The sequence below is a fragment of the Acinetobacter piscicola genome (assembly GCF_002233755.1).
Classification (GTDB): Bacteria; Pseudomonadota; Gammaproteobacteria; order Pseudomonadales; family Moraxellaceae; genus Acinetobacter; species Acinetobacter piscicola.
On record NZ_NIFO01000001.1, the window covers coordinates 648,622 to 666,823 of the forward strand.

The window sequence follows — 18,202 nt, forward strand, 5'->3', positions numbered from 1 at the left end:
TTTAGGAATTTAAATGATCAACTTAATCAGTTAATAACACTTTTCCATATTGTTCACGTAGATCACGTTTCAACATTTTTCCTGTACCGGTCAAAGGAATAGATTCTACAAAAATGACTTTATCTGGAATCTGCCATTTGGCAATTTTATCAGTATAGTAGTCTAATAATCCTTGTTCTGTAATTGCAGCACCTTGTTGTTTGATGGCAATCACAATAGGGCGTTCATCCCATTTAGGGTGATCGGCGGCAATCACCGCTGCCATCGCAATTTCAGGGTGATTCATGGCAATATTTTCCAGCTCAACTGAAGAAATCCATTCACCACCTGATTTAATTAAATCTTTAGCTCGATCGCTTAATAATAAATAACCATCTTCATTAATCGAAGCAATATCACCTGTATCAAACCAGCCATCGGATGTTAGTGCGTTATCTGTTTTTCCATAATAAGACTCAATGATCCAATGGCCTTTAACTTGTAAGTTGCCCGTAGTATGACCATCACGGCTGACTTCATGTATACCATTTTCTTCATCAGTAATACGTAAATCTACGCCGAAAGGTGGACGACCTTGCGACAGGCGGATTTTAAATTGTTCTTCTGCTGAAAGCTGTTGATGTTTTGCCTTGAGTTGATTACCTGTGCCTAAAGGGCTCATTTCCGTCATGCCCCAAGCATGGATGGTTTCACAATGATAGACATCTCTAAATGCTTTCATCATTGCAGGTGGGCAAGCAGATCCACCAACGACATTACGTTTTAGACTTTCTAACGCGCTTCCCGTTTGCTTTGCAGCTGCAAGTAAACCTTGCCAAATTGTAGGTACGCCAAGTGCAATACTGACTTTATATTCATCAATCATTTGCACCAAGCTTGCGCCATCTAAACCTGGGCCAGGAAGAACGAAGGTACAACCCACCATTGCCGCTGCATAAGGCGTTCCCCATGCATTGACATGGAACATTGGAACGACTGGAAGCATGATGTCATTGGCAGATAAATTTAAGGAGTCTGGTAAGCAAATTGCATAAGTATGCAACACTGTTGAGCGATGACTGTATAAAGCACCTTTAGGATTACCTGTTGTACCTGAGGTATAACACAGTGAACTTGCTGTATTTTCTTCTAAAGTTGGCCATTCATATTGCACAGAATGTTCTGCAATCAACACATCGTAGAATTTGACATCAGGGACTGCATCTGCAATTTCTTGATCGAAAGCACCGAGGTAGACGAAATGTTCAACCGTAGGTGTGTGTGCTTTCACAGCACGAATTAAAGGTAGAAATGTTTTATCAAATAATACAACACGATCTTGTGCATCATTGATAATAAAAACAAGCTGTTCTGGAAATAGACGAGGGTTAATGGTGTGGCAAATTAATCCACTGCCTGAAATGGCATACCATGATTCTAAATGTCGATGATTGTTCCATGCGATTGTTGCAACACGATCGCCTTGTGTAAGACCAAGAGACTGTAAAGCATTGGCAAAACGTTTAGAATTTTCTGTGATATGTGTCCAATCTGTTTTCGTAATCGTACCATCAGTATTTTTAGAAATAATGGCAGTATCTCCATGATAACGAGCAGCATGTTCAATTATGCTACTGATCAGGAGTGGTTGTTGCATCATTCTTCCTTGCATAGAAAATTCCTTTATAATCTTATGGATACATTTAAATTGTGTTAAAGCTTTCTAGTTGAAAAGATTGTTAATAGAAAAAGCTATCATTTCATCCTATATAAAAGTTGGATTAAATCAAGATTAAAACTTACAATTTTTATGACAAAAATAAATAATTTTCAGCAATAAAACCAATAATTTAAGAAATTATCACGATTTGAAAATCGATGTTAAAAATTCTTTTATGAGCAACTCAATTTATCTACGACTAAAGATGTAAGAAAATATATTTCAACTTATGAAAAAATGTGATAATTATATTTAAAAGTCTAATTAGGCTTTCTTCAAAGTTTTCAGGAAGAAATAAAACAAGTAGGAATATTAAGGGAGTTAAGGAATGTTAAGTAAAATCAGAAAGTTATTATGCATTCATAGTTATGAATATGAAATTGGGCAGAACTTTGTTGTTAAGGAATGCCGTAAATGTGGAGCACATCATTAATTTCTTCTACATGTAAATTGATTGTGTAACAAGTCTACTTAAATAACGATGCCATCATATTTGATATACATATGATGGCATTTTAATTTTTAGAACATCATATTTTAATTTTCAATATTCTTAAGCTTTTAATGTCCTTACTTTTAACCAGAAATTTATTTCATATACAATAACGACATTCTTACTGTTTGTTTTTATTGCCATGGCTAAAGATTTTCTCGCAGAAACGTATATTGTAGATGAACATATTGCCGATACTTTAAATTGGCTGTGTCAGCACCAAGATTGTTTCGATGCTTTTCAATATGATGCGATTTCTCAAGAATTAAAAGTACATCATGCCAATGGGACGGATATTATCCGTCAGGGTATGTATTTAACGTCGAAGTATGGGATTTTAGTCACGTCTTTATAGTTTTATTTTGAGCGTATTTTAATTTTAAAATCGTTATTTGTAACATAAACTAATGCATAGCAATCCCTTTTCATTGAAAAGGGATTGCTTTTTAAGTACTAGCTTGCCATTGCATCAATGGTCAGTTCAGAAATAGTCGGTTTGGCTTTTTCTACTTTTAGTCCTAATTTGCTGAACAATTGTTTGTCTTTGCCTTCACCCGCATTTGGTGTGGTAAGCAACTTCTCACCACTAAACAGCGAGTTTGCACCCGCCATAAACGCCAGCGCTTGGTCAGAATCTGACAGTGATTCACGTCCAGCTGAAAGGCGAATGTAGCTTTTAGGCATGATAATACGAGCTACTGCAATGGTGCGAATCCATTCAGTAACATCAAGTTTTTCAACATCGGCCAATGGTGTACCTTCAATAGGAACGAGCATGTTGATTGGTACTGACTCAGGATGAATGGCCAAAGTTGCCAATTCATGCAGTAGACCAATACGATCTTTACGGCTTTCACCTAAACCAACAATACCACCACTACAAACTTTCATACCGGCATTACGCACATGATCCAAGGTATTTAAGCGATCATCAAAAGTACGTGTACTGATAATATGTGAATAATATTCACGAGAAGTATCTAAGTTATGATTGTAATAGTCTAAACCTGCTTCATGTAAACGTTCAGCTTGTGATTCATTCAGCATGCCTAAAGTCATACAGGTTTCTAAACCTAGTGCTTTTACTTCACGCACCATTTCAATCACGTAGGGCATATCACGTTCATGTGGATTGCGCCATGCAGCACCCATACAAAAACGTGAAGAACCTGATTCAAGTGCTTCTTTGGCTTCGCTGATGACTTTTTCAACAGCAATACGTTTTTCAGCTTCAAGTTTTGAATCATAACGTGCTGACTGAGAACAGTATTTACAATCTTCTGGGCATTTACCTGTTTTGATTGAAAGTAAAGTGCTGACTTGAATCGTATTCGCGTCAAAATGTTCACGATACGTTTGTTGTGCTTTAAAGACTAAATCAAGAAAAGGTTGATCGTATAAAGCTTGAATTTCTTCACGAGTCCAGTCATTACGTACTGTCATTGCTCTAATCCGTGATAATCATTATTTAATAGTGCTTATCATACAGAATTCGTGTCAATTCCAAAGGGCAAAAAAGTCCAAATATGATGGTATCTTACGATTAAAAATATCAATAAAATAGAAAACAGAAATTATAGATATAGTTGCAATGTTAAACAGTTTTCCTGTGAATTACTTACAAAATTGCTATTCAGTAAGTTAAAAAATTCTTTGTATTTGCGATTAAAAGGTCGAAAAAATAAGAATTTTGCAAGCATCTGAAAATCCAAGTCTGAGTTGAAATAATCAAAATAACAAGCTTAATTTTCCAGTTGTTTACGCAGTTGTTCTGCAATAGCCCAGTCAATATGGACTTGCACAACTTCATCATGTAGTTTTTTATTTTGTTGCAATGCTTGCAAAGTTTGTGCTGAAAAAGGAGCATTTCCTAGACCAATTGCGATATTTCGCATAAAGCTTTGATAACCTGTACGCCGTATTGGACTACCTTCGGTACAAGTCAAAAAAGTTGCTTCATCCCAGTGCCATAAGTCCAATAGCGTCATTTGGTCTAAGCCATGTCTAGGATTGAAATCTTCAATCGTGGCTTTTTTAGCGAAACTATTCCAAGGGCAAATGAGCTGACAATCATCACAGCCAAAAACTCGATTACCAATACCGCGTCTTAACTCTTCAGGAATGATACCTTTATATTCAATGGTTAAATAGGCAATACATTTACGTGCATCTAACATGTAGGGCTCAACAATTGCCTGAGTTGGGCAAATATCAATACATGCTGTGCAAGATCCGCAATGTTGGGTTGTGGGTTCATCAAAAGGTAGGTCTAAAGATGTAAATAATTCACCCAATACAAAGAAAGAACCTGACGTTTTGTGAATGAGTAAGGTATGTTTTCCCGTCCAGCCCATTCCTGCATTTTCAGCTAAAGACTTTTCGAAAATAGGTGCGGAATCTGCAAATGGACGAGACTCAAATTCGCCTACTTTTTCTTTAATCTTGCTGGCTAATGTCTTTAAACGACCACGCATGACTTTGTGATAATCACGGCCACGTGCGTAGCGTGCAATAATTGCAGCATTCGGTTCATCGGGTACATAGCGTGGTTTGGGTGTTTCAACTAAATAATTCATTCGCACACAGATAATACTTTTGGTGCCTGGAACTAAAAGTGTTGGATCGGCTCTTTTTTCTAAATTTTCTTCAAGAAACTTCATATCTCCATGATAGCCACGTTTTAAATATTCTTTAAATCGAGCTAATTCAGCTTGAGCATCAGGACGAGCGATGACACAATCAGCAAAACCTAATTGCAAAGCTTGTTGCTTGATCCAAAGTTTTAATTCCTGTGAATCAATCTGTTGCAAAGGGATGTGTGGTGAAGAAGAAGTTGCTGACATAGTAAAATCAATGTACTAAAAATAGTAAAAAGGGCAAGATGATGTATCAACAAGTTTATCACAGCCAAGAAATACAAGCATGGGAACGTCGTTGGTTTGCTCAGCAAAATAGCACTTTTGGTTTGATGCAACAGGTGGCGTGGTCAATTGCACAACGTCTCGACCATTTGTTTAAGCATTCTGAATCTAAAATTAGAAAAATAGCGGTATGGTGTGGTGCGGGAAATAACGCAGGTGATGGTTATTGTATTGCCAGTTATTTACAACAATTTGGTTATCAGGTTGAAATTTTTGCAACTCAGCTGGGCGAATCTAGAGATTTAAACTTAGCTGTTGACATTGCAAAACAGCATCAATTGTCGATTCATCAAATTCTCAATCAAAACACTCAGCATAAATCCGAATTCAATCATTTGATTATGACACAATTTGATTGTCATATTGATGCTTTATTTGGAATCGGTCTGAACCGAAATTTAGATCAGTTTTGGCAAGAAATTATTCAATCGTTTAATGCTCAAACGGGTTTGAAAGTCGCCATAGATATTCCAAGTGGTTTAAATGCCAATACAGGTCAACCTTTGCCCATTGCAATTAAAGCAGACCGAACTTACACGGTTTTGGGTTTAAAAGCAGGGCTGTTTACTGGACAAGCGAAGGAATATTCAGGTCAAATTGAAGTGATTTCTGTTATTCCGACCGATATAGAACTAAAACCAATTGCACAATTGTCATCGAATCAGATTCAATTACCACAGCGTCAAGCCTTTGGGCATAAAGGAAGTTATGGTCATGTCTTGGTGATTGGAGGGCATGCGGAAATGGGTGGTGCAGTGATGATGGCGGCAGAATCTGCTTTTAGTGCAGGCGCAGGCAAAGTGACAATTGTTTGCCATGAAAAACATCACACTGCAATTTTGGCACGTTCACCGAATATTATGTTGCGTGATATCAATGCTCTCTCTCAGAACGATATTCAAACTTTGCTCAATCAAGTCGATGCTGTAAGTTTGGGAATGGGCTTAGGGCGTGATGATTGGGCAGAACAACAGTTTTTAAGATGGCTTCCTCAAATTAATTTAGCCACACATTTACAAGTGGTATTGGATGCAGATGCATTGTGGTTTTTAGCTGAACATGCGATTGCATTAAGATCGAATACTTATCTAACACCGCATCCAGGTGAAGCGGCTAAATTATTGAATTGTAGTGTGAAAGATATTGAAAATGATCGGATTCAATCCATTTACGAATTGCAAAACAAATATTCAGGACAATGGGTACTCAAAGGTGCAGGTAGTTTGATCCTTGATGATCGGTTATGGATTTGTACTGCTGGGAATGCAGGAATGGGAACAGGTGGTATGGGTGATGTTCTTGCAGGAATGATTGCTAGTTTAAAAGCACAATTTGCTGAGAAAATTGCTTTGCATGAAATTGTGACCTTGCATGCATTAGCAGGAGATTATCTTGCACAACAAGGTCAGCGCGGTTTACAGGCACAGCACATGTCAGAGGCTGTTTATTATGTTGTCAATCATGCCAATACATAACAATTTAGAGGGTAAAGGGTAGCATGATATGAAAGCTGTTAGGCTCATTATTAAAGGCAGAGTGCAAGGTGTAGGCTATCGTCGTTGGTTTGAGAAAGAGGCGATTCAACTCAATCTAAAGGGTTATGTAAGAAACTGAGTAACAGGAGAGGTTGAAGCTGTCATTATCGGTGAACAGCAAGCTATTTTAGCCATCATTCATCATAGTTATATCGGCCCTTTACATGCCCAAGTTGAAAATATTCAACAGGTTGAAATAGAAGTTGACTCGAGTTTTAATGATTTTAAAATGATTCGTGATTTATTTTAAAACGATGTTGAATATATTGCTAAAATTATCCCAATCAATGAAATCCATGTTTATCATTACAATGAGCAACAGCAAAAATATATTCGAGTGAAATAAAATGATTGATAAGTATTTGATAGTAGGAATTGTTTTTGTAGCGTGTATTTTGCTGATTATTTATACGCAACTTGATGGCCGTAAAAAAGAAGATAAATCTTTGTCATTTAAGGAAAAATTACAAAAGGAATTTCCAAGTTATACAATTATGGAAAGAAATCAAAATCTGATTATTTGCCGAGAAGGTGGTAATCCGCGTATCCCTGAAGAATTGGTTTTGATTCGAATAGATCCTGAACAAAAGAAGAATTTGCGTAATTCGGGTAAGATGCTCATCGCAACTTATGCAAAACAACCGAGTATTCGTGAGATTCGAAAAGACACCGCCAATTATCTTTGAATAATTTAAGCTGAAGTTGAGTGGTTCTATTATTGGAAAAAATTCTGGGAAATATTATGGTTTGATATCTGCCAATTCTCTCAATACTTTTTGATTGCGGATATCAAATAGATACCATTTATTTTCTCTTTGAAAGGCAAACTGTTGTTGGTCTTCTAAATGTGAAACTTTTTGAATATCAGTATAAAGATACTGACCTAAATTATTGAGTAGTCTAAAATATTTTTTTAATGGGTTTAATTAGAATTAAATCATGGCTTAAAACTCTTAAATAATTCGGATAAAGTAACCCTAAAGCGTGTCCCTGGCCTGAATAAAATTCTGCTCGAGGTGATTTTTCTTTTAAAACGTATAAAAAATCATATTGATAGTATTGAAAAGGAAGCTCAGAATTTCCGAAAATAACGTTTAATGATCGATCTAATACCGTGTATTTTTGATCTTTTAAAACTTGAACATAACCGTTAGGAAAACATTCAACCTTTGAGTAAATGGTAGGTAAGATTTCGGTGTTGCTCTGTAGATAGATTAAGCCTACTGCAGAATTCTTTACAGCAATGAAGCGGTGATAGTTTTTATCATCCAATTGTTCAATATAATCCCATTCAGTTGGAATAATAATTTCGCCAATAGTGTTAATGATTCCATACTTTTCATTATTGATTAAAATACTGTGGCCATGCTCACTAAACCAATAAATATAATCATAAATTGCTTCAACAATGATTTTATTTTGATAATCTTTTAGTCCATATTTGTTATTGTCTTTAAATATATGTGCTTCTGAATGATTAACTTGTCCTATTTCAAATAATTTCCATCCATATTGAACATACCCATGTTCAAGCATGTCTAGCCATGTGTTGAATGACTGTTCAGTTAATAAGTCATTTAAAAGCACTAAAGATTGAATTTGCATACTTTGATCAAATAGAGACTGTATTTCAATAATTTCTTCTGCTAAATCGGCAGCTTGTCTAACATAAGAATTTTCATTAAGATCAAAAACATCTGCGGCATCTAAATAAAATACTTTTCCTTCAAGGCTACTTAAATAGCTTAATATGCGATGACGGTTGATTTGAAAATTTTCATGTTGCTGTAATTGCAGAATATTTTCTATAAAATCATAAAATTTTTGCAGTTTAGGAAAACCTGCTGCAATGTCTAAATAGATTAAATGTCCATCGACAATAGGATTTTGTAGAAGAGGAAAAAGTAGAAGAGGGATCTCATATTTCCACTCTCCAATACGTGAAATTAATTGGGGGGGTGTTTGGTTGTAAGCATATAAGTTTATTCTGTGAGACATCTTTTTATATAATTTAAATCAAATATAGCAATAGCTTAACATAATTTTGATTAAAAGCTTTAACGCCTTCTACTGCTGTTGCGACTTCGTCCACGTGCCATACCACCTAAAGCATTGAGTACAGCAAGTTTACTCATACTGCCCGAAGCATGTGCATGGCAAATTGCAGCAGCCAAAGCATCTGCTGCATCGGATTGTGGTTTGATTGAAAGATTGAGTAATTTCATCACCATCATTTGTACTTGTTCTTTATCTGCTGCTCCATAACCCACCACAGACTGTTTAATTTGACGGGCAGTATATTCTGCAACTTGTAAATCTAAATTCACTAAAGCAGCTATAGCAGCGCCACGAGCTTGACCCAGTTTTAAAGCAGAATCAGGATTTTGCGCCATAAAAACTTGTTCAACCGCTGCCTCAGTTGGGCCATGAAATTTGACAATACGATCTACACCAGCAAAAATTCGTTTAAGACGTTCAGGCATTTCCGTCGTTTCAGTTCGAATCGTTCCTGCATCGACAAAAGATAATTTTTGACCGTCTTTTTTAATGATGCCATATCCAGTTAAACGAGAGCCGGGGTCAATTCCAATAATTAAAGACATAATGTTGCTGATTAGCGATAGTATTTCAATTATATGATTACACAGAAGAAATGTAAGTATAATTTTCAAACTGTTGTACTATCATTAAACAAATATCAATGAATATAGTGGGTTAGAGGGTAGTGTGGTATTTAAAAATTTGGATTTAACAAGGTTTAACCGAAAACAAGTGGTTAAAAATAACCAGGTTTATTGGGTTCACCGTGTGATTTTGATGCTTTATCTTTTAGGTTTGATTTTTCTTGGTATAGGAATGCTCAGTAAATTCGATTTAGATGCATTATCAGCTTATCTTATCCTAGTCGCTATATTGGGTTGGATGTTTTATTTACATTATGTTGCAGCACATGAGTCCGCGCAGGGTACAACTAAAGGACGTAATACCTCACGGTTTATTGCACTTATCTTCTTGTTTTTCTTTCCGATTGGAACTGTAATTGCAATTTATCTTTTTTATAAGACTTCTGATCTTGAGTGGCAAAAATAAAGATAAATCTACGTTTAACTTCAGGTTTGCCCTTTAAAATTTTTTAAATGCCCCTATAAATATTAAAAGCTAAGAATTTTCTTATAAATTTGGAAGATTTTTAGTGAAAATTATTTTTATCTTAGAGATGAATTTTTCTTAATGAAATTATTTCCCATTATTTTAATCGGTATCATATTAGAGATCCTTGTTTGGATTGGCGTTGCTCAATTCATCAGTGGCTGGTATGTGTTTTTTTGGTTCATCATTGCTTTTGTGATTGGTATGAGCATCGTACGTTCGAGTACAGCAACGATAATGCCACAGTTACAACAAATGCAAATGACAGGGCAAATGGGTGCAGATGCATCTGTGACTAAAAAGATGGCGTTTGCATTTGCAGGTATTCTGTTAATGATTCCGGGTTTAATTACAGATGTCTTGGCATTGTTGGTTCTTCTACCACCCGTACAAAAAATGATTCAAAATGCTGGCATGAAATTCATGGCGAAAAAGCAACAAGCCATGATGAATAATATGATGGGTGGCATGATGGGCAATATGGGAGACATGGGCGGAGCTCAAGGTCAAAACCCATTTGCAGATTTAATGCGTCAAATGCAAGACATGCAAAATCAACAATCTGGTGGACATTCTCGAAATTCAACCATTATTGATGGTGAAGCGCATGAAGTTGAGCCTGAGCGTAAGCAAATTGAGCTTAAAGATGTAAACCAAAAATAATTACAGATTAATCAATTTAAATGAAGCTGGGTCGAAAGACTCAGCTTTTTTTATGGAAATAAATTCTGAGAAACTTCTAGATAATTCATTAAGTGATGATGATCAAGCTGTTGATCAGTTGGTATAATCACAACGATATAGAGCAGAAAATATGTAAGTTTTAATTATGTCGATATTATTGACCATTTGTGCACTACATTTTGTTGCTCAACTTAGTCCCGGGCCTGATGTTCTTCTTGTTGCAAAAAGTGCTGCCTCAACTACACGAATCAATACCTTAAAGATCATTTTAGGGATCTCTGTTGGCGTTGTGATATGGGTAACGCTGACATTGTTGGGTTTTACCGTTTTATTGGAGCAATGGCCGTGGGTACAGCAAGTGTTGATGCTCATTGGTGGGTTTTTCCTTGCGAAAATGGGTTATGCCATGTTGAAAGGTGGGATTAATCATCTAAAACAAAATACAAATTTAGATGGAGTCATAGAGCAACAACCCAAGAATTATTTTTTATTGGGATTATTGACCAATCTTGCCAATCCCAAAATTGTGATTTATTTCAGTAGTGTCTTTTCATTGGCATTGAGTTCTGCTGAAGGAATGAATATAAAACCACAATTAGCAGTGATTATTCCTATTCAAACTTTTTTGGTATTTAGTTTTCTAATGATGATCATGTCTGTTCCAAAAATTAAAATACTTTATCAAAAATCAGGAAGTTATATCGACATTGTGTCGGGAAGCTTTTTCTTACTTTTTGCTGTGTTTTTATGGGTTGATGTTTTCAAAATGTTTTAATCTTTTGAGCTTTTGATTTCAATGTTTCCATGGTTTAAATCTATTTGAGCAACTGTTTCCTCAATCTGAGCTTGAGCATTCTCAACCTGCGGATGCTCTGTTATTGCATAACGATACGGATCTAAAGTCGTAATGTTGTTTTCAGAATGGGAATATTTTTGACTACGATTGGCGCGTTCTCGTAGACCGCCTTTTTTAATAAGCTTTACCAAAATAAACTCCAAAAATCAATTTAAGATTATATAAATTATAACGTGAATTTTTGTTTAAAAGAACGTTGAAGATAAATGAATTAACTTTTAAATTATTTAATTTTTGATTAATTTAAATACATGTTAAATATACAATTTTATGGTTTATTGTCGTATTTAAAAATAAGGCTTGTTTAAATGGTTTGATCATGTAAACTAATAATAGGGTTTAAAAGTTACATTACGTTAACGGATATAATCGTAATGTAACAAAGAAAAACAATAATAGGTCTTATAGAAAGGAGAGTTTTTATGATCTTACAATATCACTGCGCTTGTTGCGATGAGGTCGTCGCTTCTACTGATAAGGTTTGCCCAAAATGTGGCTCACAACATATTAGAAGCCCTTACGCTGCATGGATTTTCTGTATTCTAGCGTGCTTGATTGTTGCGATCAGTTTTAAAATAGGGCATATTTTTATTAAAAATCATCAAGTTGAAGCACCTGTTCAAATTTCATTGTTAGAAGTGTTACAGCAAGATTCTAAATCCAATCGTTGATTATTTTGAAAATAGTCACTTCTTTGGCTTTTTAGCAAAGATGATGCATTTTTTATGCTTTGAGAAAGTACTGTAAAAACCATTAAGGTTGTTTAAATAGTCTAAAAGTAAAAAATCATTTAACTAAAAACAAAAAGCTCGCTTAAGCGAGCTTTTTGTTTGCAATGTATTTGTAAAAATTACAGGTTGGCAGAAGCTTTAAGTGCTTCAACTTTATCTGTTTTTTCCCAAGTAAATGCATTATCTGAACCTTCACGGCCAAAGTGTCCATAAGCAGCAGTTTGCTTATACATTGGTTGAATAAGGTCAAGCATACGCGTAATGCCATATGGACGTAAGTCAAAATGCTCACGAACCAATTGGATGATTAATTCATCAGACACTTTACCCGTATTAAATGTATTGATCGAAATAGAGGTTGGCTCAGCAACACCAATTGCATAAGACACTTGGATTTCACATTTATCAGCAAGTCCAGCAGCAACAATATTTTTTGCCACATAACGACCTGCATAAGCAGCAGAGCGGTCAACTTTAGATGGATCTTTACCAGAGAAAGCTCCACCACCATGACGTGCCATACCACCGTATGTATCGACAATAATTTTACGACCTGTTAAACCACAGTCACCGACAGGCCCGCCAATCACAAACATACCTGTTGGGTTGATGTGGAATTTCGTACCAGCATGGAACATTTCAGCAGGAATGATCTTTTTAACGATTTCCTCAACCACAGCTTCTTTTAAGTTGGTTTGAGAAATTTCAGGATCATGTTGAGTTGAAAGTACTACAGCATCTAAACGAACAGGTTTGCCATTTTCATAAGCAAAAGTGACTTGGCTTTTAGCATCTGGGCGCAACCACGGAAGGCTACCATTACGACGTAATTCAGCTTGCTTTTCCATTAAACGGTGAGCATATGAAATCGGTGCTGGCATAAGCACATCAGTTTCACGGCTTGCATAACCGAACATTAAACCTTGGTCACCAGCACCTTGGTCTTCAGGCTTTTGACGATCAACACCTTGAGCAATCTCTGGAGATTGCTTACCAACCATATTGATCACAGCACAAGTTGAGCCATCAAAACCTAAGTCAGTATGGTGATAACCAATACCGTTTACAGTTTGACGTACAACTGTTTCGAAATCGATATTTGCAGTTGTTGTAATTTCGCCTGCAAGGACTACCGCACCAGTTTTTACTAATGTTTCACAAGCAACCCGTGCAAAAGGGTCTTCTTTTAAGATTGCATCCAAAATAGCGTCACTGATTTGGTCCGCCATTTTATCAGGATGACCTTCGCTTACAGATTCAGAAGTAAAAACAGCATACTCGCGCATGAAAGTCCTATCGCAGTAATTTATAAAGACGCGATATGTTACATCGACTTGGACTTTTGGACTAGCTAAACCTGACCAAAAAGAGTGAATTTCTTTCATTTAATTGGGAATTTTACTCATATAGACATCAAAAAAAATGATAAAGATAAAAAGTAGCCGATTATTTTAGGGTTTAAGTTAAATTTTAAGTTTGTAAAAACACAGGAATTTAAATGGATAACGGTTTTGTTGCGCTAAAGTGTCAATCAATCTTGTTGTGATATTGAATATCGATCTAAACATGAAATTTATTCATGTTTTTTAATTTTTTTTAGCGCACTATAAAAGTAGAAATTTGAGGTTTAAAAGTGATCGTATTCACAATTTTAGGAATGCATTGAGTTCTTGCTCTAGTCATCAATGTTAGGAGTTTATTTGAGTTTGTATTTTTTTATTCTAAAAGCATGTTGCTATCTATGTATCAGTAAATAATCTTATAAAATAAAACCATACAAAGCGAAATAGCATTGTATGGTTTATTTTGTAAGATATTGATCAGTCTTTAACTTGCTACAGACCTATCTTCCTCTTCATCATCCTCGGCAGAATCCATACCTAATTCTTTGAGTTTACGAGTTAGAGTATTACGCCCCCAACCTAATAATTCAGCAGCATGACGTTTACGACCTCGTGTTTGTTGTAGTGCCGCAACGATTAAGGTGCGTTCAAACATAGGTGTCGCAATGTCTAAAATTTTCATTTCGCCATTTTTAAGCTTTTGAATTGCCCATTGTCCCAATAATTCATCCCAATGGTGTAATGTAATACGATCCACACCAGACGGTATTTGAGTTAAATCATCAGGCTTCTGAATTGGAATTTGCTTTAATTCAGCAGGTAAGTCTTCTGGGTAAACGTCGCGACCTGTGATCATGACCGTTAACCAACGACAAGTGTTTTCAAGCTGACGCACATTCCCCGGCCAAGGCAATTGTTGGATATATTCTTGTGTTTCTGGACGTAGAATTTTCGGGCTCACGCCAAGTTCTTTGCCTGCACGTGCTAGGAAATGCTGTGCAAGCATTGGAATATCTTCAGAACGATGCGCAAGTTTGGGAATATGGATACGAATCACGTTCAGTCGATGATATAAGTCTTCACGGAAGCGGCCATCATTCACGAGTTTTTCTAAATCTTGATGGGTTGCTGCCACAATACGTACATCTACACGGACAGGAATGTGTCCACCAACACGATAAAACTCACCATCCGCCAAAACACGAAGTAAGCGTGTTTGGGTTTCAAATGGCATATCGCCAATTTCGTCTAAAAATAGTGTGCCACCATTGGCCTGTTCAAAGCGACCTTGACGTTGTGTGTTTGCACCCGTAAAAGCGCCTTTTTCATGACCGAATAATTCTGTTTCGATCAAGTCTTTAGGGATTGCTGCCATGTTTAATGCAATAAAAGGTTTACTGCTACGTGGTGAGTGACGATGCAGCGCATGTGCAACCAGTTCTTTACCAGTACCCGATTCACCGTTAATGAGTACAGTAATATGTGATTGTGATAAACGACCAATTGCTCGGAATACTTCCTGCATGGCAGGAGATTCACCAATAATTTCAGTCGATTGAATGGGTGCTGCTTTTGCAGATTCTTGTTGTTGTAATTTGTTAATATGTAAAATCGCACGGTTAACCAATGCTAAAGCTTCATCAATATCAAAAGGCTTTGGTAGGTATTCAAAGGCTCCCGTTTGATAACTCGAAACAGCAGATTCCAAATCAGAATGTGCTGTCATAATGATGACAGGTAAGTCTGGGTAATTGGTTTTTACCTTACTTAAAAAGGTCAAACCATCGATACCCGGCATACGGATATCCGTTAGGATTACATCAGGCGCATTGCTTGGAAGTTGATCTAGTGCAGACTGTGCTTCCTCAAAGCTGGTCACATCAAAGCCTTCTTCTTTGAAAGTCTTTTCCAAGACCCAACGCATTGCACGATCATCATCGATAACCCAGATTTTATTATGCGACATGGTTAGACTCCCAAGGTAAATATAAGCTAAATATTGTTTTTTCTGGAACTGACTGACATTCAATCATTCCGTTATGTTGATGCATGATATTTTGAGCGATACTCAAACCTAGACCTGTGCCTTTAGCGCGACCTGTAACCAGTGGGTAAAATACAGATTCTAAAATTTCTTCTGGTACACCGGGGCCATTGTCTTCAATATCAATGCGAATTGCAGATTTATTCAGCACACCATTTATAGTCACTAGCCGTTGAATACGTGTACGCAAAATCAGTTCAGGCTGATGTTCAGTGAAGAATTCTTTATTTTCAGTCATGGCTTGAATTGCATTGACACTAATATTGAGCATGACTTGAATGAGTTGATCTCGATCAGCCTTTACATCTGGTAAAGAAAGGTCGTAATCACGTGTAATCTTAATTTTCTTTTTGGTTTGATTGACAATAAGTGAGCGAACGCGTTCCAAAGGTTCGTGGACATTCACAGGTTCATAACTTGGTAGTTGACGTGAACCTAGCATGGTGTCGGCAAGGTTTCTCAGGCGATCGACTTCACTGATAATGATGTCGGTAAATTCAGAATACTGAGGATCATTCAAGCTGCGAGCAAGTAGTTGTGTTGCACCACGAATACCGCCTAATGGATTTTTAATTTCATGTGCCACACCGCGAATCAACTGACGAGCCACTTGGTGTTGTTGAATTAGATTTTCTTCTTTGGAAATTTTCAACATACGATCAATTGGATTGAGCTCAATTAAAAGTAGGGGATGATAAGGCTTTCCAGTGTTGAGTTGAGATACAGAATAATCGACATGGCTGTCTTTAAAATTTACATTAATGATCGCTTCACGACGAGTGTAAGCCTGACCTGTTTTAAGCGTGTTATTCAGAGCTTCAAAAGTATTAAAGCTGTCATTTGGTGCATGCAGTAGATTCATTACAGGCTGACCCTCAGCACGTAATAAACTGATATCAAACAGTGCTTCACAGGATGAATTCAGGTAAAAAACATTCAAATTGCAATCGACCAAAAGGATTGCTGTGGTTAAATTATCCACAAGTAGTCTATAATCAATGGTTGGGTATTGATCCATTAGCAAAGCGTTCCTGTCTTAAAATAGTGCAATGGCATCTGACCTCACTGAATATTTCCAACTTACCAAGGAAATTTCATAGATATAAATAATGCTGATATATAGCAAAATACACGCCAACTTTTATTATTTGCTCAGTTTTCTTACATGAATTATAAAAATTGCGCAGAAATCGCCCTTTATCGTTCGCTGAAAGTAATTACAGCCATTAAGTTAGCATATCGGTGTTTTAAAATGGTGCATTTAAATAATTTAATAATTTTTTTGTATTATTTTGGTGCATGATGCAAAGAGTATCGTTTTCAACTATTTTTATCTCTCGAAAAGACATACAATACGCGCATTCTAGTGGAGCGCAGATTCATGAAGTCCCCCAAAGTCGGTTTTGTTTCTTTAGGTTGTCCTAAGGCATTGGTAGATTCTGAACGAATTTTAACTCAGTTAAAAACTGAGGGTTATGATGTAGCATCAGATTATGATGGTGCTGATTTAGTTGTTGTTAATACCTGTGGTTTTATTGAATCTGCAGTACAAGAGTCTTTAGATGCGATTGGCGAGGCCATGAGCGCAAATGGTCGTGTGATTGTCACAGGCTGTTTGGGTAAAGATGAAGACAAAATTCGTAAGATGCACCCAAATGTCTTAAAAGTGACAGGTGCAGCAGCATATCAAGAAGTAATGGAAGCGGTACATCAGTACGTTCCAGAGCCACCAAAGCACAATCCTTTTATAGACCTTGTTCCTGAACAGGGTATTCGCTTGACCCCGAAACATTATGCTTATTTGAAAATATCAGAAGGTTGCAACCATCGTTGTACGTTCTGCATTATTCCAAGTATGCGTGGTGATTTGGTTTCTCGTCCTGTCGGTTCGGTTTTAAATGAAGCACAAGCTTTGAAAAAAGCAGGTGTAAAAGAAGTCTTGGTCATTTCTCAAGATACTTCAGCTTATGGCTTAGATACCAAGTATAAGTTAGATTTTTGGAATGGACAGCCAGTTAAAACCAAGTTTTATGACATGTGTGAAGCACTCGGTCAGCTCGGTATCTGGGTTCGTTTACATTATGTCTATCCTTATCCGCATGTCGATGCTGTGATTGATCTTATGGCACAAGGTAAAATCCTGCCATATTTAGATATTCCTTTTCAACACGCCAGTCCGCGCATCTTAAAATTGATGAAGCGACCAGCCCATAGTGAAAATACTTTAGAACGTTTGAAATTGTGGCGTGAGAAATGTCCAGATTTAGTGATTCGTTCGACCTTTGTTGTTGGTTTCCCTGGCGAAACTGAAGAAGATTTTCAAATGTTGTTAGATTGGTTGCAAGAAGCACAACTTGACCGTGTGGGATGTTTTACCTACTCACCAGTTGAAGGTGCGACTGCAAATGATTTGCCAGATCATGTAGATGAAGACATTAAACAACAACGTTATGAACGCTTCATGGAAGTTCAGCAGGCGATCTCTGCAGCTAAATTGCAAAAACGTATCGGTCAAACTATGACAGTACTGGTGGATGATCTTGAAGATGAGTTCCCAGTTGCAGTGGCACGTTCTTATGCAGATGCGCCTGAGATTGATGGTAATGTATTTGTTGAAGATATTGATAAATCACTGATTAAAGCAGGTGATTTACTAGAAGTTGAAATTACTGATGCAGATGAATACGATCTGTATGCAAAATTGATTCGAGTTAAATCAGTTTAAGTATTTCAGATTTTAGTTAGG

General features: G+C 36.6%; 18 protein-coding genes. 9 read left to right on the top strand and 9 right to left on the bottom strand.

Features of this window, described 5'->3' with window-relative positions:
* Nucleotides 1–22: 22 nt before the first annotated feature.
* Entirely contained in the window at nucleotides 23–1,651 is a 1,629-nt protein-coding gene (locus CDA10_RS07970; RefSeq protein ID WP_089605070.1) for a long-chain-fatty-acid--CoA ligase, read from the bottom strand.
* Between the two features lie 683 nt (nucleotides 1,652–2,334).
* Here CDA10_RS07970 and CDA10_RS07975 point away from each other — a divergent pair.
* Nucleotides 2,335–2,547 (top strand): hypothetical protein, encoded by a 213-nt coding sequence (locus CDA10_RS07975; protein ID WP_089605071.1) that lies wholly within the window; start codon nucleotides 2,335–2,337, stop codon nucleotides 2,545–2,547.
* Between the two features lie 98 nt (nucleotides 2,548–2,645).
* Here the strand turns inward: CDA10_RS07975 and bioB are convergent, their stop codons facing one another.
* Nucleotides 2,646–3,635 carry a biotin synthase BioB gene (gene bioB / locus CDA10_RS07980; RefSeq protein WP_089605072.1) on the bottom strand — a complete coding sequence of 330 codons (990 nt, stop codon included), beginning with the start codon at nucleotides 3,633–3,635 and terminating at the stop codon, nucleotides 2,646–2,648.
* 299 nt (nucleotides 3,636–3,934) lie between these two features.
* The gene (gene queG, locus CDA10_RS07985) at nucleotides 3,935–5,035 is read right to left on the bottom strand and encodes a tRNA epoxyqueuosine(34) reductase QueG (protein WP_089605073.1); all 1,101 of its coding nucleotides are present in this window, start codon (nucleotides 5,033–5,035) and stop codon (nucleotides 3,935–3,937) included.
* A gap of 41 nt (nucleotides 5,036–5,076) precedes the next feature.
* Between queG and CDA10_RS07990 the strand changes: the two genes are divergently transcribed.
* The 3 genes from CDA10_RS07990 (at nucleotide 5,077) to CDA10_RS08000 (ending at nucleotide 7,334) form a co-directional block, all read left to right on the top strand.
* Nucleotides 5,077–6,588 carry an NAD(P)H-hydrate dehydratase gene (locus tag CDA10_RS07990; RefSeq protein ID WP_089605074.1) on the top strand — a complete coding sequence of 504 codons (1,512 nt, stop codon included), beginning with the start codon at nucleotides 5,077–5,079 and terminating at the stop codon, nucleotides 6,586–6,588.
* Between the two features lie 28 nt (nucleotides 6,589–6,616).
* The gene (locus tag CDA10_RS17145) at nucleotides 6,617–6,727 is read left to right on the top strand and encodes an acylphosphatase (RefSeq protein WP_323807403.1); all 111 of its coding nucleotides are present in this window, start codon (nucleotides 6,617–6,619) and stop codon (nucleotides 6,725–6,727) included.
* Nucleotides 6,728–6,995: 268 nt separating this feature from the next.
* Nucleotides 6,996–7,334, top strand: a complete 339-nt coding sequence (locus CDA10_RS08000) for a hypothetical protein (protein WP_089605075.1) — start codon at nucleotides 6,996–6,998, stop codon at nucleotides 7,332–7,334.
* Between the two features lie 214 nt (nucleotides 7,335–7,548).
* On the opposite strand, the gene CDA10_RS08005 is transcribed toward CDA10_RS08000, so the two are convergent.
* Together CDA10_RS08005 and ruvC are read right to left on the bottom strand one after the other, a co-directional pair.
* On the bottom strand, nucleotides 7,549–8,646 hold the full coding sequence (locus tag CDA10_RS08005; RefSeq protein ID WP_089605076.1) for a WG repeat-containing protein: 1,098 nt from the start codon (nucleotides 8,644–8,646) through the stop codon (nucleotides 7,549–7,551).
* A 59-nt stretch (nucleotides 8,647–8,705) separates the two neighbouring features.
* Nucleotides 8,706–9,251 carry a crossover junction endodeoxyribonuclease RuvC gene (gene ruvC, locus CDA10_RS08010; protein ID WP_089605077.1) on the bottom strand — a complete coding sequence of 182 codons (546 nt, stop codon included), beginning with the start codon at nucleotides 9,249–9,251 and terminating at the stop codon, nucleotides 8,706–8,708.
* 253 nt (nucleotides 9,252–9,504) lie between these two features.
* Here ruvC and CDA10_RS08015 point away from each other — a divergent pair, with 253 nt between their 5' ends.
* The 3 genes from CDA10_RS08015 (at nucleotide 9,505) to CDA10_RS08025 (ending at nucleotide 11,257) form a co-directional block, all read left to right on the top strand.
* Nucleotides 9,505–9,738 carry a hypothetical protein gene (locus CDA10_RS08015; RefSeq protein ID WP_228704603.1) on the top strand — a complete coding sequence of 78 codons (234 nt, stop codon included), beginning with the start codon at nucleotides 9,505–9,507 and terminating at the stop codon, nucleotides 9,736–9,738.
* A gap of 141 nt (nucleotides 9,739–9,879) precedes the next feature.
* The gene (locus CDA10_RS08020; RefSeq protein ID WP_089605078.1) at nucleotides 9,880–10,461 is read left to right on the top strand and encodes an FxsA family protein; all 582 of its coding nucleotides are present in this window, start codon (nucleotides 9,880–9,882) and stop codon (nucleotides 10,459–10,461) included.
* 166 nt (nucleotides 10,462–10,627) lie between these two features.
* Nucleotides 10,628–11,257, top strand: coding sequence for a LysE family transporter (locus CDA10_RS08025; RefSeq protein WP_089605079.1), 630 nt, complete (start codon nucleotides 10,628–10,630; stop codon nucleotides 11,255–11,257).
* Here the strand turns inward: CDA10_RS08025 and CDA10_RS08030 are convergent.
* Nucleotides 11,254–11,469 (bottom strand): hypothetical protein, encoded by a 216-nt coding sequence (locus CDA10_RS08030; RefSeq protein ID WP_089605080.1) that lies wholly within the window; start codon nucleotides 11,467–11,469, stop codon nucleotides 11,254–11,256. The two genes, CDA10_RS08025 and CDA10_RS08030, sit on opposite strands and share 4 nt — an antisense overlap.
* Nucleotides 11,470–11,760: 291 nt before the next feature.
* Between CDA10_RS08030 and CDA10_RS08035 the strand changes: the two genes are divergently transcribed.
* A complete protein-coding gene (locus CDA10_RS08035; RefSeq protein WP_089605081.1) occupies nucleotides 11,761–12,009 on the top strand; it encodes a hypothetical protein in 249 nt (82 codons plus the stop codon).
* A gap of 179 nt (nucleotides 12,010–12,188) precedes the next feature.
* Here the strand turns inward: CDA10_RS08035 and metK are convergent, their stop codons facing one another.
* The 3 genes from metK to glnL all read right to left on the bottom strand — a co-directional run bounded on the left by metK (nucleotide 12,189) and on the right by glnL (nucleotide 16,474).
* Nucleotides 12,189–13,355: a methionine adenosyltransferase gene (metK, locus tag CDA10_RS08040; RefSeq protein ID WP_089605082.1), complete on the bottom strand. Its 1,167-nt coding sequence runs from the start codon at nucleotides 13,353–13,355 to the stop codon at nucleotides 12,189–12,191.
* Nucleotides 13,356–13,896: 541 nt separating this feature from the next.
* Nucleotides 13,897–15,378, bottom strand: a complete 1,482-nt coding sequence (glnG, locus tag CDA10_RS08045; protein ID WP_089605083.1) for a nitrogen regulation protein NR(I) — start codon at nucleotides 15,376–15,378, stop codon at nucleotides 13,897–13,899.
* Entirely contained in the window at nucleotides 15,368–16,474 is a 1,107-nt protein-coding gene (gene glnL / locus CDA10_RS08050) for a nitrogen regulation protein NR(II) (RefSeq protein ID WP_089605084.1), read from the bottom strand. Before glnL ends, glnG begins: the two co-directional genes overlap by 11 nt.
* Before the next feature lie 363 nt (nucleotides 16,475–16,837).
* On the opposite strand from glnL, the gene rimO reads away from it, so the two are divergent.
* Complete coding sequence (rimO, locus tag CDA10_RS08055; protein WP_089605085.1) at nucleotides 16,838–18,181, top strand: 30S ribosomal protein S12 methylthiotransferase RimO; 1,344 nt, start codon at nucleotides 16,838–16,840, stop codon at nucleotides 18,179–18,181.
* Nucleotides 18,182–18,202 lie beyond the last annotated feature (21 nt).